Origin of the sequence: Parasphingorhabdus marina DSM 22363 (assembly GCF_900128895.1) — a bacterium.
GTDB classification, from domain to species: domain Bacteria; phylum Pseudomonadota; class Alphaproteobacteria; order Sphingomonadales; family Sphingomonadaceae; genus Parasphingorhabdus; species Parasphingorhabdus marina.
Genome location: NZ_FSQW01000001.1, coordinates 897,920 through 913,537, shown reverse-complemented (window position 1 = coordinate 913,537; position 15,618 = coordinate 897,920). Strand labels below are relative to the sequence as shown.

The following is a 15,618-nucleotide window of genomic DNA, read 5'->3' as shown; positions in this document are numbered from 1 at the left end:
GGCTCCGGCACCATATTTGCACGCCGGAAAACAAGGGACACGGGGACGAATATTCAATGAAAAAGATCGAAGCGATCATCAAGCCTTTCAAACTCGACGAAGTGAAGGAAGCACTGCACGAAGTCGGTGTGTCCGGTATCACCGTGACCGAGGCCAAAGGCTTTGGTCGGCAGAAAGGCCACACCGAACTCTATCGCGGCGCCGAATATGTGGTCGACTTTCTGCCGAAGGTAAAACTGGAAGTCGTTGTCGACGACACGCTGGCAGAACGCGTGGTCGAGGCCATTTCGGCTGCGGCCCAGACCGGACGGATTGGCGACGGCAAGATTTTCGTCATTCCTGTCGAATCCGCGCTGCGCATTCGCACCGGCGAAAAAGACAGCGACGCGATCTGATTTTCACCAGAAACTATCCATCAAAACCATAATCAAGGGACTATATAATGGGCAATACACCTGCAGATATCATGAAGATGATCAAGGAAAACGAAGTCGAATGGGTCGACGTGCGTTTCACCGATCCACGCGGCAAATGGCAGCATCTTTCCATGTGTGCCGACGTCATCGACGAAGACGTTCTGGAAGAAGGCTTCATGTTTGACGGATCGTCCATCGAAGGCTGGAAAGCGATCAATGAATCCGACATGATCCTGCGCCCCGATCTCGACGCGGTCTATATGGATCCGTTCTCCGCCACATCGATGATGATCCTCGTCTGCAACATTGTCGAGCCCGGCGACGGATCGCTCTATGGCCGCGATCCGCGTTCGACCGCCGTTCGCGCCGAGGCCTATCTGAAGTCCACCGGCATTGGCGACACAGTCTATGTCGGACCCGAGCCCGAATTCTTCATGTTCGACGATGTGAAGTTCGAAGACGGCTACGACCGAAGCGGTTTCAAGATTGATGATGTCGAACTGCCGACCAATACCGGCCGGGATTACGAGATCGGCAATATGGGACACCGTCCGCGGGCCAAAGGCGGATATTTCCCTGTCGCACCGGTCGACAGCGCCATGGATATTCGCGGCGAGATGGTTGCCACGATGATGGAAATGGGCCTGCCGATGGACAAGCACCATCACGAAGTGGCTGCAGCGCAGCACGAGCTCGGTATCACCTTTGGCACTCTGACCGAAACCGCCGACCGCACCCAGGTTTACAAATATGTCGTGCAACAGGTCGCCCATGCCTATGGCAAGACTGCGACCTTCATGCCCAAGCCGATCAAGGAAGATAACGGGTCCGGCATGCACACCCACATGTCGATCTGGAAAGACGGCAAGCCACTGTTCGCTGGCAATGAATATGCCGGTCTTTCGGAAACCTGCCTCTATTATATCGGCGGTGTGATCAAGCATGCCAAGGCTTGCAACGCGTTCACCAACGCCACCACCAACAGCTACAAACGTCTGGTGCCCGGCTTCGAAGCACCGGTTCTGCTGGCCTATTCGAGCCGCAACCGCTCGGCTTCCTGCCGGATCCCGTACGGCGCCGGTGACAAGGCCAAGCGCGTGGAATTCCGTTTCCCTGATGCGCTCGCCAACCCCTATCTCTCGGCCGCTGCGCTGCTGATGGCGGGTCTCGACGGCATCGAGAACAAGATCCACCCCGGTGAAGCCATGGACAAGAATCTCTATGACCTGCCGCCGGCGGAACTGGAAGCTGTCCCAACGGTGTGCGGTTCGCTGCGCGAAGCGCTGGAAGCGCTGGAAGCCGATCACGAGTTCCTGTTGAAAGGCGACGTGTTCAGCAAGGACCAGATCGAGGGCTATTGCGAACTCAAATGGGAAGAAGTCAGCCGTCTGGAAACGACGCCGGCTCCCGTCGAGTTCGACATGTACTATTCCGCCTGACGAACAGTCAGATCAGAAAAAGAGGCCTGGAGCAGGACACTGCTTCGGGCCTTTTTCTTTGCGCCTTGCAATTTTGGAAGCTCAACCGTCGGCAGCGAAACAGAGCAGCTTGCCGGTGCGGGCCGCGATATCTTTCTTGTCCAGATCCGGTCCAAAAGCCTCTTCGGTATCGGGCTGTTTGTTCCGGAGATCTCGCGTCGTCTGGTCAGACAGGATCACGACAATGTCGGTGTCCGGCTCAAGCGCAAAGGGAAATTCATGCCATGTTCCGACATGCATCAGGAAGCCTGCCGACCCGTCAAAGCGCAGCGCGCACGCCTTTGACAGATCCGGAAGATCTTCTGTGCCCGGTGGTGCCATGACCACCACAAACGACTTTCCGGCAAATGAGATGAAGGCCTGAGTATGCTGAAAATGGCGCTCCATGTAGCGCACTTCGGGCGCGCGCGGATCGACCGAGGCCAGGGACAATTCCACCGGATGCTCGCTGGAAAAGGGCGCTGGCCGACTGACCCGCACAGCGCCCTTGTAATAGTCCAGCGGCATCAGTTCCGCGCCGGACGCGGAACCGATCAGATGGCCGAACGGCGCGACATTTTCCGGCGTGGCCTCTGCGACCGGGAGCAGAATTTTGTCCGTCATGATTTTGCGGCTCCGGGCAGTTTGATTCAGGATAGATGCGCCAGCATGCCGGGCAAGTTCCGGTAATGCAACGGTTGGATCGATGCGTCTGACCCTTGCGAGGCTTGCCGGGCCTTCCCGGATCGTCCATGACCGGCAGATGACCCGGATATCTCTCGCGCTTTTCGCAATACCTGCCCTCCCATTCCTGCTCGCCGCCTGCACCCAGGTGCCGCCGGCAACGGCCAGCTCGGCCTCCGCGGCGCCCAGCCCGGCCGAGACATCCCCCGCGGCCAGCACGCTGCCTGGTCGCTATTTCCTTCGCGGCGTCATGGAAACTGCCGCCGGACTGGAGCTTTTCCCGGATGGAACATTTCGCTGGTATCTTATCGTCGGCGCGCTGGATGTGGTGGGCAATGGCAGCTGGAATCTCGAAGGCGACCGCGTACGCCTGATGTACGAGGATGTGCAAACCAACGGCAAGATTCCCGAACTGACCGAAACCGTCCTGATCCGAACCGGCGACAATCTGAAACCGGCCGATGGATCGCGCGGCATCTATGTCCGGGCGAAACCTCCGATACCCAAATCCGGTCCGCCTGATCAGTAGTCGCGGCTTACCTGTATATTCGCGCTCTGCCGGCCGAGCGTCGAAATGCTCGACAGGATCGACAACCATCTGGTGATCTGGAACTCCAGCCGGGTGGCGCTATAGCCCTTGCCATCGGTGATCAGTTCAACATAGGCCCGGCGCGTAATATATTTGCCGGCAGCAATCGACGTCCCTGACCCGGTATCGGTATCCGAGGGCAATATGCGCAACCGGTCCAGCCCGACAGCCTTGCGCAACTGATTGATCGGATCCAGCCCGCCGCCGCTGTTGAGCGATGCCACCGCAGCCGCCAGCTGCACCGCCTCTGGCGCGGACAAGTCGGATATCGACGCGCCAAAGAGAATACGGGACAGCAGCTCGTCTTCCGGAAGCGCGGGCACGCTGGCAAAGGCAATCTCCGGCCGGTTTCCTGTACCCGTTACATTGATCGTGGCATTGAGCCCGGTCAGGTTCGCTTCCGCCTCGATGTCCAGTATCGGATTGGGGGGCTGGTTGCCGACAAAGCGGATCCGTCCCCGCTGCAACTGGAAGCGCCGACCGGCAAAGGTATAATTCCCGCGCACGAGATTGGCGCTGCCGGTCAGGGCAAAATTGTCGACGGGCCCCGACACCCGCAAATCGGCCCGCCATTCGCTGCTCAGACCGAGGCCTTCAACCTGCAGGCGATTGGGGGCATTGGCATTGATCGCAAATCGCCAGGGCCGGCTGCGCGAGCGCCGTGGGCGTTCATCCGCCCGCCGGTTGATCTCGGTCACCCGAATATCCGGCAGCGCGACGGTTTCCGATGCCCGGCCGAATTGAAAGAAGCTGCGATTCAGGACCACGTCCCCGGAAATCTGACCACCCTCAGCCGAGCTGCGGATCTTGATTGGTCCGCTCACCGTGGCAGCAAAATCATCGCGCGCAATCAACGCCGCACGCTCGGCATTCACATCAAAAGTGATTCCGATATTGTCATTATCGGCAACAGCGAAATCGAAACTGCCGCTGCCGCTGACGGTTCCGCCACCCCGAGTTTGTCCCGAAACGGCCGGCAATATGAGACGCGACCCATCAAACTGGCCGGATGCCTTTATCCCGGAGATCACCGTGCCGGTCAGCGGGCTTTCCAGCCTCGCACTGGTGGTCCGCAACTGTCCCTCGATTTCCGGACTGGCGAGGGTTCCGCCGATATCGGCACTCATGGCCACTGGCCCGGTCAGGTCAAAAGTCTCCACCCCGGTCAGACGCCACAGGCTTTCCGCTGCGCCGTTGAACCGGGCCTGCGCAAAAAGCGGGCGGTTGCGCAGCTCGTCCTGCCAGCGCCCGTTACCCAGTCCGGTCACCCGTCCCTGGAATCGCCCGATGGTTTTCCCCGCCTGTGACTTGATGACTCCGCGCGCCGCAGCATTACGCCGGGAAACCGCCACATTGAGCCCGAGGTCGACTGGCGTGGACGTGAGAATCAGGCCGGAGCGGGTGAGGTTGCGGATTTTCAGACTGGCATCTCCCACCGGCAACCGTGATCCGCTTTGCGTTAGCCTGATCGAGCCGCTGGCCTCGCCACCCAGCTCGAGGTCATCATAGACGATATCCAGCAGCGACAGGGGCAGGCGCGTCAGTTGCAGATCCAGTCGCGAATCGTCATCACCCCATTTTCCGGACAACCGGGCGGTGCCATTCCCGTACCGCAGAACCGTCGGCGATGCGGCCCAGCCGTCGCCGGCTCGACGCAACTCCAGAGGACGGGCAAAGCGCAGACTGCGCCCTTCAAAGACACCATTTCCGGTCATGACATAGCGATCCGGCGTGATATCTGCCTTCGCCTGGAAATCAAAACTGCTGCCCCGTGTCCCGGCAATCGAGAAAGTCGCCTGTCCGGTGCCGTTGGTCAGCGTGGCGTTTCCGGCGATACGGCCAATCATCACCTCGCCCCGGCTGATACCCTGGGCCCTGACCGTTGCCGTGATGTCGGACTGCCCCTCGACCAGCAGAATATCGGCATCCAGCGACCCGGCCCGGATCAGTATCGGCGGCTCGCCATCAAAGCGGGCATTGCTGGCTTCCAGTTGCGCACGGATCAGCTGCCGGTTTGCGGCATCTGCGCTGGTACCGGGCTCAAACATCACGCTGCCCTCGACCCCGCCACCAGTCACATTCAGATTACCGGCCAGTCCCAGGCTGGTCGGACGGATATTGCCGGATGCCACGGTGTCGGACACCAGCAGCCGGTTGATCCGCACAACGGTTTGTTCTCCGGCGACCAGCACGATCCGCCCATCCCCTTCAAACGGTCCCAGCGTCGAGCCGCCGGCAGTGGTAAAGGCAAAGCCGCTATCGACCGGTTCCAGATCGAGCCGGACCCGGGACAGACCCGCAGCCGGGAGCGGGCTATCCAGCAGCAAGGCAATATCCGGACGCGCAAGACGGCCGTCCAGTTCCAGATCAAAGCTGCCATACTGGCTGTGGTCACCGCGCCCGGAAAAGGAAAACTCTGCGGCGGTCCGCTGTATCCCCTGCCCCTGAAACCGAAGATCCGGGGAATCAATTTTCAGATTGCTGAATCGCAACCGATTGTCCGGCCCCAGGCCGAGCCCGGTTTCCAGAACGGGCAAACCGCCGGCCAGTCCACCCAGAAACCCATTGTCCATCCGGCGCATGCGCGTGGTCGCATCACCGCTCAGCTCCAGCCCGGTACTGCCGGTTCCAACCGAGATATCAGCCGCAATATCGGCGAGGCCCACGCCGCGAACCAGGAATCCCGGAGCGCGGGCATTCAGACCGATGGCCAGCTCTCCGCTGTCCAGCAGTGCCTCGAGATCCGCCACCGCGGTGACACTTCTTGTTGTCAGGCCGATATCCGACGCAAACAGCCGCGCGCCTTCCAGCCGCAAAACGCCCTGCCCGTTCAGATCCGAAGCGAGTTGCTGCAGCAATTCACCATTGCCGACCAATGTGCCGGATCGAAACTCCAGCGGAAAACTCCAGCCATCCGGATCCCGTTTGCCGGCCCCTTCCACCCGGACTCCCGTCATCAGGGACTTGCCCAACGCGAGTTGGGGGGCGGTCAGCAGATACTGGTATCGCAGCTCCGGCAAACACCCGTTGAGCAGTGCGCGAAACTGCAGGTCCTGGGCACGGAGCGATGGCGAGAGTGCAGAAGGGTTGCGCACGCGCATGTCGAGGCGCATCGCGTCGAACGAACTGGCGCGGGTGTTGAAGCCCCCATTGGCCGTCAATGTCGCCGCGACCGAGCGCAGTTGTGCATCCAGCCCGACCCGGCCATCGTCCACCGTTGCGGTGCCATTCACGACCAGTTGCGGCGCGGCAATGGTTCTGGCCAGGCCCGCCGGAAGGAATGTGGCGGCGATATTGCCATCATAGCCGAACAGGCCATCTCGCGCGGTCAGCTCAAGCTCGGCCAGTGTGCGCTCGCCGCTGGTGGCAGCAAAATTTCCATCCCATTTCTGCCAGTCGCCTTCACCTGCCACCACAATGCTGCTGTCATTTTGCAGACCCAGAAAGGCGGCAATCACGCCGCCGGCAGGGGCGGTGATGTCGGCATTGAGATCCAGCTTCTGGTTTTCCGGCTCGGCATTGAGATTGAGAACCAGCTTGTCGCCGCTCCCGGTTGTTGCGGCATCCAGGTTCACCATCGCCCGGCCCGCGCGAACGTCTATCGCTCCGGCAATATTGGCCTGTTGTGCCGATCCGGTAACGGCCGCCGCCAGTTCCAGTTCTGCCGCCTGGAATTCGGCGATATAGATATCAAAATCCGGCAGCAACGGCCGATCTGTACCGGTGTCGACAAGTTCAGGGACACGTTCCAGTCGTGCCTGTTCGACCACCGCGCTGGAGATATTGAGCTCGTTGAAGATCCATGCAGTGGGGCGCCAGTCAATGCGGGTGGATCCGGCCCGGAAAAACGGCCCCCTGGGATCGCGCAATTCCAGATCGACAATCCGCATCTTGCCGTAGATCGAACCCTCAATCGCCCCGATCCCGATCTCCAGACCATCCTCGCGCTCCAGCCCTTCAATCTGGGCAATGACAAATTCATGCCCTTTCCGGGAATCGAGCCAGATTATGGTTCCAGCCATCACCGCCAGAAACAGAAGCATCATCCCGACAAGTGCGATCAAAACCGGTCGCCGTTTCAAAAATGGCCGCTTGTCTGTGCTGGTCGTTTCTTCGGCCATCAGAATGCCTGACCCAGTGACACATAGACTGCGATGCGGGAATCTCCCGGCTGCCGGTTGAGCGGCGTGCCGACATCAACCCGGATCGGCCCGAAGTCGCTATAATAGCGAACTCCGAGGCCGGCACCGTAACGCAGTCCGGAAAAATCCGGGAGGGAATCGGTGTAGACATTGCCCGCATCGATAAAGGGGACAACGCCGAAATTGCCGAAACGAACGCGGGCTTCCAGAGAGAATTCGACCAGCGAGCGGCCGCCGACCGGGTCATTGCCCGCATCCCGCGGTCCTATTCTCTGAAACCCGTAACCGCGAACCGAACCTCCCCCGCCCGAATAGAGCCGACGGGAAGGCGCGATCCGGTTATTGCCCGCCCCGGCAATCGATCCCAGCCGGACCCGACCAGCGAGAACCACCCGATCAGACGCCGGAAAATAGGCGCTGCCGTCAATCTGGCTGCGGACGTAGAAGAAACTGCCGGACTGCAACGACGCCTCCGGGGCGACCCGGGCACCGAGCCGAAAGCCGCTTGTCGGATCCAGCAGGTCGTCACTTCCGTCATAGGTCAGCGAAACAGGCAACGAACCGATGAAGAAAGTGTCCCGGGATTCGGCGAGATTGTTCGCGGTAATATCGCGTTCCTGTGAGGCAATCAGCTCGACACCGGCCGACCAGTTCCACTTCTTCTGAAAGATCAGATTGCTCTGCCGCTCCAGATTGGCGCCCACCGAAAAGGTGCGCGCTTCAAACGCCGCACGGTCAATATTGCTCAGCGCGACGCGCCCGTTCAGGACATTGTCACGACGACGGTAATTGTTGCGGCGATAGGTGATGCTGCCGGACTGCTCCTGGGTGGCGAGCACGCCGGTCAGCCGGATCAGCCCCTCGGGAGGGAACAGGTTGCGATGTTCCCAGCTGACTTCCGCTCTGGCGCCCTCGCCCGTTCCGTACCCAAGCGCGCCCGAAATCGTCCGCAGCGGTGCCGGTGTCAGTCCGACGGCGATATCCACCTGCCCGGGATCTTCCGATTTCACCGGTTCCATCCGGATCGTCGACACCAGGCCAGTAGCGATCAGCGCCCGGCGCAAGTCTTCCAGTTCCGATTGCTGAAACCGGTCTCCCTGTTCAAACCGCGCGATCAACTGGACATGCTCCGCGTCGAACAATTGTTCGTCCTCCATCACGATGGAACCGAAATCATAGCGGTCACCCGGTGTGACAATGATTGACAGGTCGCCTTCCCGTTCCGCATGATCGATAATCAGCTCGGGCTGCGATGTTTCAGCAAATGGATAGCCACTTTCCGCAAAGGCCGTATCCAGGTCATTCCGTTCAGCCACAATCCGGTCGCTGTTGACAATATCGCCGGGCTGAATTTCAAACGCATTGCGAAGCGTTTCCGGATCATCGCCAGTGGCTGTTTCCAGACCCTTGAGGTCGACCGTTGCCAGCCGATATTGCGGACCGGGGACAGTATGAATGGTGATGATCACGTCATTGGGGTCGGCGGTATTGTCAGCGGCAGCAAACCGCGTAGCGACAACCGCATCGAAATAGCCCTCGAAGCGGAGTAACCGATTAAATGCCTCGGCATCGGCCTCTGCCCGGCGTTTGATCTGGGCGAAATTCGCTTCGTCCCCCTTATACTCCACCAGCGCCGACAGGCTCTCAAAGCGTCTGATGAATTCGGATCCCAGTCCGGAAGGAAGCCCCGAATAGCGCAGCTTGTAACTGCTGTCCGCCAGGACATCTTCGGGCTGAAAATTGCCGGATGCCAGAGGAGGTGCCTGTTCTGTGTTCTCATCCAGTACCGGACCGTCGGCGATGTCCGGACTGCCCTGTTCACCGGGCGATTCTTGCGTCTCCGGAAGAGTGGCGGGATTGTCCTCAGCCTCGTCAAGATCCGGCCACTCCACGCCAAAATCCGGAAAATCTGCCAGTGGCTGGTCCGGGTCAAGAGGTGGCAGCGTCTGATTTTCGGCCGGATCAGGAATTTGTGGATCCGGATTTTGGGCCAAAACCGCGGAAGCGGAAAAAAACGCCAGACTCGTCAGGCCGCTTCCACACAGCAACAGCAAGAGGCGGCAACGATACGCAGTCAGGCCCATGGCCCGTCCTTAGCTGTTCACCGCACCGGAAGCCAATAAAATAGCTGACGGCCGGGCCAGAGCCAATTCGGTACGCGACCAATGCTGACATGGATGCTGCGGATGCCCTGTCACGTATTTTTAACCGGTCGTTAACCATAATATCGCATATCCTGCTCCAACAACCGAATGCCGGACGCCGTGCGGCAGATAACGAAATGGAAGACGCAAATGTCGACAATACGCACAGTCATGCTTGAAGCCACTTTTGTTGTCGCAGTGCTGGCAACTGGATTGACCGCCGCCGAGGCCGCCCGGGCAGCACCGGTCGCTGCCACGGTTCAGGCCGCCGCCGACCCGAGGGCCGACGTCAAGATTGAGAGCCGTGTGCAAGTGGAACGGGTCGAACAGGACGCCGCTGGCCAGCCGGTGAAGAAGCTCTATGCACCGGCTGACATAAAAGTCATCCCGGGCGATCTGCTTGTAATCACCAATGTCTTCCGCAACACCGGCTCCCGGCCTGTTACCGGATTTGTCATCAACAATCCGGTGCACCCCGCGGTGGATTTCATTTCGGTGGCCGAGGACTGGGCACGGGTATCAGTGGACGGCGGCAAGACCTTCGGAAAGCTCACCGAGCTGACGGTCATCAGCACCGACAGCGCTGCGAATGAAGGCGAAAACCAGACCACCGTCCCGTCAGTATCCCGTGCGGCCCAGCCGGCCGATGTCACACATGTCCGCTGGACATTCCCGGAAGCGATTGCGGCCGGAGAATCCGGAGAACTGAGCTTTCGCGGTTCTGTCAAATAGGCAGATACCGCGCTTTTTCGGGCAATTCGGACAAATCAGACAGCCGTCGTCTCGACATGCGCCACGGGCTTGTCCCGGCGGGTCGCCAGGATACAGCCTGCCACAATCAGAATCGTGCCGCCGACCGTTGTCAGCGTGAGCGGTTCGCTGAAGAATATCCATCCAAATATCGCTGCCCAGATGAACGCGCTATATTCCAGATTGATCAGATTCTGCGCCTCCGCCCGGGCATAGCCCCAGGCGATGAACACGGCCGACACAATGGACAGGATTGCCGCGCCGCCAATCAGCGGGACAAAGGTGACATCAGGCACTACGGCCAGATACGGCGCGAAAAGCAAAAACACCGTGCCCACGATCAGGTTTTGCGAAAAACTGATTTCAATCGGGTCGGCGAGCAGCGCCTGGCGCCGCTGAATCACCAGATTTCCGGCATAGAGCAGGGCCGACAGCAGGATGGCGCCGATACCCAGCAGGGAATCCTCACTATATCCGCCTTGTGCCCGGCCCACAGCAATGACGATGACGCCAATAAATCCGAGCAGCGATGCCCAGATTGCACTGCGCTGGATGGCCTCACCCAGAAACACCGCCGCGAGATACAGCGCGATAATCGGTGCGATGAAGGACAGGGCTATGGCTTCCGCCAGCGGCACCCGGGCCAGACCCCAGAAGAAGAGATAGGACATGAACACGACGATTATGCCGCGCTGGAGGTGAATTTTGCGAGCGGCCGGACTCGGCATGCGAGGACGACGGGCAAAGAAAATCACCGACACCATGACCAGCGAGGCCAGCACCCGCCAAAGGATGGCATTGTAAGCTCCCAGGTCCATGCTGAGGCTTTTCATCGCCACATCCATCATCGAGAAGGTCAGCAGGCCGAGAAGGACGGATCCCATCGGCAGAAGCGGTGCACTGTGCTGTTCGGAGGACGCAGGCGAGGACATGGCCATCGCTATTGCCGGACGCTCCCGCTTTGTCCAGCGGGTTCAGCACCGCGAACTAGATTGCGATGGCCTCCAGCGCATTCCGGAGCGGGCCAGGCAATGGCACGGGGCGGCGTGTTTCACGATTGACATATACATGGGTGAAACTTCCCGCGGCCGAGGCCGTCTGTTCCTCTCCGCGGAACAGGCCGACGCCATAGGTCACGCTGCTATTCCCCAGCCGGTCCACCCGAATCCGCGCGGTCACGTCATCCGGGAAGGCGATGGGGGCAAAATATTCGCATCCGGTCTGTACCACCAGTCCGATCGTGTCGCCGCCGACTATATCGAGGACATCCTGCTCGACCAGATAGCGGTTGACCGCCGTGTCGAACCAGAAATAATAGATGGCATTATTGACATGGCCATAGGGGTCATTGTCATTCCAGCGCGTGGTGATGCGCGACCCCGAGCGATAATCTGCGCGGACGGGAAGCACGCGATCCTGTTTTTTACCAGGCATCGGCGTAGATTTTCCGGGCGTCCTCGCGCTCCAGTTCACGGGGATTGTTGACCAGCAACCGGGTTTGCAACATTGCGGCCTCCGCCAGTTCGTCTACCGCCTCCTCGGCGATGCCGACGTCTCTCAATTTGCGCGGGGCCTTTACCGTCACCGCCAGATCTTCCAGATAGTCGACGAAGGCCTCCGCCCGGGCTTCGGCGCTGTTCGACGGTCCCTGCGGAATATCGAGAGCATCCGCCAGTTCGGCGTACAGGCCGGCCGCCGCGGATACGTTGAAGCGCATGACATGCGGCATGACCAGGGCATTCGAAAGACCATGTGGTATGTGGTAGATCCCGCCCAGCGGATAGGCCAGCGCATGGATCGCACCGACCGGACTGTTGGCAAATGCCTGACCCGCAAGCATTGATCCTCTGAGCATCGCTTCGCGCGCCTGCATGTCGGTGCCATTGCTGCAAGCGGTCACGATATTGCCCGTCAGCAGTTTGAGCGCCTCGATCGCCAGCATGTCGGATATCGGGTTTTTGGCATGACGACCGGTATAGGCTTCAATAGCATGGACCATCGCGTCTATACCTGTGGCAGCCGTTACATCCGCTGGAAGACCGGCGGTCAGGACAGGATCAAGCAGGGCGGCATCAGCGAACAAATGCGGAGAAACGATGCCGGCCTTGGTGGTCTCTCCGGTTGTCAGAATGGAAATTGCGGTCACTTCCGACCCGGTACCCGATGTTGTCGGGATGAGAATGGTTGGCAATCCCCGCGCCGCCAGCAAGCCCACACCATAGATTTCCGAAAGGGTCTGGGCGCCGTCTACTGCCAGTGCGGCCACCACCTTGGCCGTATCCAGCGAACTGCCTCCACCGAGGCCGATGACGATGTCCGCACCCATATCCTGTGCCTTGCCGATCGCGTCGAGCACGATCGATTCCGGCGGATCTGCAATGACAGCATCAAAGACAGATGCCGGGATTCCAGCCTCTGCCAGCGCAGCTTCCACCGGGGCGATCAGCCCGGCAGCAACAATCCCGCGATCGGTGACGATCAGCGGGCGAGTACCACCCAGCGCGGTGACCTGCTCCGCCAGCAATGCCAGGCAACCCTCGCCAAAATGCAGTACGGGCACGGTCTGAAAACTGTAATTGTTCATAAGCGCGTTTTTGCATCCCCGCGCCAGAACCGCAACCGGCCCGTTGCACAAAAACCATGTGGCGAAAAAAAGGGGCCGGAAAACCGGCCCCTTCTTCTGGGTGACGAAATGCCCCCGAAAATTGTGCGGATCAGAACTTGCCGCGCAAGGTCACGCCGTAGCTCCGCGGTTGCTGGATGAATGCTGACCGCGAACCGGACCGCAGGGTCGTGCTGAATGTCACGCCCCGGGTAATCTCGTTGGTCAGGTTCGTGACAAAGGCTTCCAGTGCCCAGCTGTCATCCTGTGCCCCGATTCCGGCGCGCAGGTTGATTTTGATATTCGAATCCTGAACATCAAAAGGCAGCAGCGGCGTGTTGCCGAGTGCAGCAGCCGTTGTCGGCGGCGTGCTTGGCTGGGTCGAGGTCCGGCGATCATCTTCAAAACGCAGTTGGCCGTTCAGGAAGAAGTCGAGCGAGTCGCCAATTTCCCGCTCATAGGTCGCACCCGCAATCGCGACGATATCCGGCGCGTTGGTCAGAGGCGCACCGCACAGGTTCTGGACCCGCAGCGGATCAGCGGCCGTTGCGCAATCACCCGGATAGCTGGCATCGATGATCGTGACAGCGCCGTTAAAGGTGAAATTGTCGCTCGGACGGATGACCGTTTCAATTTCCACACCCTTCGATTCCGCTTTGGGAACGTTGAAGGTCTGGAACTGGGCTCCGGTGAATTCGAGAACCTGGAAGTTGCTGAATTCCTCGAGGAACGCAGCAATGTTCAAGGTCACCGCATCATCGATGAACTTGCCTTTCAGACCGACTTCATAGGCGTCGACTTCTTCCGAATCGAACCGTGGATCGGTGCCGCCAATGGCTGCTGTCGTATCGAGGTTGAAACCCCCGGACTTGTAGCCATGCGTGAACCCGCCATAGACCGTAATCGGCGCAGTCGGGAACTCGTAGGACAGCTTCGCGGTATAGATCAGCTCTTCATCCGAGAAGGATCCGACATTGCTGAGCGGCCCAGGGAAGGTCCGTGGCAGTGGCAGGGCCGCTGCCGCTGCCAGATCGGCCGGAGCGACAAACGGGAAACAGCCAAGAACGAGAGCGGTTCCAGCAAATCCCGCGAGCGGATTTGCTGGGCCTCCCGGAGGGTTTGAAATTGAAGGTGCTCCGTTGACCGGTACTCCCGAGGCATTGGAAACAATATTGAGGCAGGCACCGGGATTAGACGCCAGCTGCTGATATCCGCCATCCTTGCTTTCGTCCGAATAGCGCAGGCCCAGTGTCAGTTTCAGTCCGTCGGTGACTTCAAAGACATTATGCGTAAAGACCGACCAACTCTGACTGCTCTGCGTATACTGGTTGATCGAGCTCGTACCAGCCGGGCTGACACCGCCTGCCAGCAGTGACAAAGGTGTTGCACCAAGGAAAATCGGGCTGGCGGGGTTCAGCGTAGCACCACCGGTTGCACCGGCGAACAAGGCTCCGGCAAACTGGTCGTAATCCGCTCCGAGCGACGCATCGACGGTCGAGACAATATCTTCATCCGAATAATAACCGCCGATCAGCCACTGCAGACGGCCGTCAAAGGCTTCGCCCTGCAGCCGCAGTTCGTGAGTCATGGTTTCAATGTCGACATTCAATGCGTCGATGTCGAAAAGATCCAGACCGGTGAAGTCAGAGTCATAATTTTCGAACGAACTGAAGTCCCGATAAGATCCGATATAGATCAGGTCAGCACTGTCGCTGACCGGCACTTCGACTTCCAGCGTTACACCCCACTGATCGACATCGGCGATCGGGGCGAAGTTGGAGGTTGCGATACGGTCTTCCCGCGCCTGCTCGGCCGCGTTCGTGTCAAATGGCGTGGTCGCGACATTGGGCTGCGCCTGACCGCCACGCAGTCCAAGGCCAACGGCAGCAAACAGTCCGGCGGGTTCCAGTCCGGACTGCAGTTGCTCGATGGCCGAACAACAGCCAGCGGTGCTCTTGGAATAATCTGCAATGAGCCGGCCGGAAATGCCGCCATCGGTTTCAAAGCCGAGCTGGCCACGGATCAGATACTGGTCCTGGCCATTGGATTCGCCAACACGGTTGCCGCCGCCATCAACAACCGTCACATAGCCGTCACGCTCGGTATAGGCACCGGTCAGACGGAATGCGAGGGTGTCCTGCACGATCGGCACGTTCACCGCGCCCTGGAGATTGATCCAGTCGCGATTGCCATATGTGGCATTCGCAAAGCCGCCAAATTCGCTCAGATCGGGGCGAACATTGGTGATGTTCAGCGCACCGGCCGAGGTATTGCGGCCAAACAGCGTACCCTGCGGTCCGCGAAGGACTTCGACGCGTTCCACGTCAACAAATTCGGACAGGGCCACGCCGGGACGCGACTGATAAGCACCATCCACGAAAATACCGACGGCAGATTCAAAGCCGATATTGTTGGAGGTCGTACCGACACCGCGAATACGCAGCACCACCGAACCGGAAGCGACCTGCGCGTTGGATGTCGAGAAACTTGGCGAGACCTGCGTGATGTTCTGGACATCGACCACACCCTGGCGCTCGAGCTGGGTCGGGCTGACAGCGGTCACCGCGATCGGAATGTCCTGGACATCTTCTGCGCGGCGCGTGGCGGTCACGATGATGATATTGTCATCAGCGGCTTCTTCGGCGCCCTGGTCCTGGGCATCCTGGGCAAAGGCCGGGGTGGCCAATGCGGTGCTGCACATGGCAGCCATAACTATTTTGTTGAGGGTTTTCATGACTCTCTTCTCCCGTTGAACAATTGCCGACACCGGTATTTTTCCTGGATTTGGGGAAGGAAAATACTCTTTTTTCGGCTGTAACCCTTGCACAAGTCGT

General features: G+C 59.6%; 11 protein-coding genes. 4 read left to right on the top strand and 7 right to left on the bottom strand.

What is annotated here, in order from left to right; translation table 11 throughout:
- Positions 1 to 56 precede the first annotated feature (56 nt).
- Positions 57 to 395 (top strand): P-II family nitrogen regulator, encoded by a 339-nt coding sequence (locus BUQ90_RS04560; protein ID WP_074203914.1) that lies wholly within the window; start codon positions 57 to 59, stop codon positions 393 to 395.
- A gap of 47 nt (positions 396 to 442) precedes the next feature.
- Complete coding sequence (gene glnA, locus BUQ90_RS04555) at positions 443 to 1,855, top strand: type I glutamate--ammonia ligase (RefSeq protein ID WP_074203913.1); 1,413 nt, start codon at positions 443 to 445, stop codon at positions 1,853 to 1,855.
- Between the two features lie 81 nt (positions 1,856 to 1,936).
- Here glnA and BUQ90_RS04550 read toward each other — a convergent pair whose 3' ends face one another.
- Positions 1,937 to 2,497, bottom strand: a complete 561-nt coding sequence (locus BUQ90_RS04550) for an ureidoglycolate lyase (protein WP_074204877.1) — start codon at positions 2,495 to 2,497, stop codon at positions 1,937 to 1,939.
- An 82-nt stretch (positions 2,498 to 2,579) separates the two neighbouring features.
- Between BUQ90_RS04550 and BUQ90_RS17520 the strand changes: the two genes are divergently transcribed.
- Positions 2,580 to 3,086, top strand: coding sequence for a hypothetical protein (locus BUQ90_RS17520; RefSeq protein WP_143182718.1), 507 nt, complete (start codon positions 2,580 to 2,582; stop codon positions 3,084 to 3,086).
- On the opposite strand, the gene BUQ90_RS04540 is transcribed toward BUQ90_RS17520, so the two are convergent.
- Both BUQ90_RS04540 and BUQ90_RS04535 read right to left on the bottom strand, forming a co-directional pair.
- Positions 3,080 to 7,267 carry a translocation/assembly module TamB domain-containing protein gene (locus BUQ90_RS04540; RefSeq protein WP_074203911.1) on the bottom strand — a complete coding sequence of 1,396 codons (4,188 nt, stop codon included), beginning with the start codon at positions 7,265 to 7,267 and terminating at the stop codon, positions 3,080 to 3,082. The genes BUQ90_RS17520 and BUQ90_RS04540 overlap by 7 nt on opposite strands.
- Entirely contained in the window at positions 7,267 to 9,372 is a 2,106-nt protein-coding gene (locus BUQ90_RS04535) for an autotransporter assembly complex protein TamA (protein ID WP_074203910.1), read from the bottom strand. Before BUQ90_RS04535 ends, BUQ90_RS04540 begins: the two co-directional genes overlap by 1 nt.
- Positions 9,373 to 9,582: 210 nt before the next feature.
- Between BUQ90_RS04535 and BUQ90_RS04530 the strand changes: the two genes are divergently transcribed.
- The gene (locus tag BUQ90_RS04530) at positions 9,583 to 10,164 is read left to right on the top strand and encodes a hypothetical protein (RefSeq protein ID WP_143182717.1); all 582 of its coding nucleotides are present in this window, start codon (positions 9,583 to 9,585) and stop codon (positions 10,162 to 10,164) included.
- A 35-nt stretch (positions 10,165 to 10,199) separates the two neighbouring features.
- Here BUQ90_RS04530 and BUQ90_RS04525 read toward each other — a convergent pair whose 3' ends face one another.
- From BUQ90_RS04525 to BUQ90_RS04510, 4 genes are all read right to left on the bottom strand, one after another.
- Entirely contained in the window at positions 10,200 to 11,120 is a 921-nt protein-coding gene (locus BUQ90_RS04525; RefSeq protein WP_239447352.1) for a DMT family transporter, read from the bottom strand.
- Positions 11,121 to 11,169: 49 nt separating this feature from the next.
- On the bottom strand, positions 11,170 to 11,616 hold the full coding sequence (locus BUQ90_RS04520; RefSeq protein ID WP_074203908.1) for an acyl-CoA thioesterase: 447 nt from the start codon (positions 11,614 to 11,616) through the stop codon (positions 11,170 to 11,172).
- Positions 11,606 to 12,766 carry an iron-containing alcohol dehydrogenase gene (locus tag BUQ90_RS04515; RefSeq protein ID WP_074203907.1) on the bottom strand — a complete coding sequence of 387 codons (1,161 nt, stop codon included), beginning with the start codon at positions 12,764 to 12,766 and terminating at the stop codon, positions 11,606 to 11,608. Before BUQ90_RS04515 ends, BUQ90_RS04520 begins: the two co-directional genes overlap by 11 nt.
- 130 nt (positions 12,767 to 12,896) lie before the next feature.
- Positions 12,897 to 15,518, bottom strand: coding sequence for a TonB-dependent receptor (locus BUQ90_RS04510; RefSeq protein ID WP_239447351.1), 2,622 nt, complete (start codon positions 15,516 to 15,518; stop codon positions 12,897 to 12,899).
- Positions 15,519 to 15,618 lie beyond the last annotated feature (100 nt).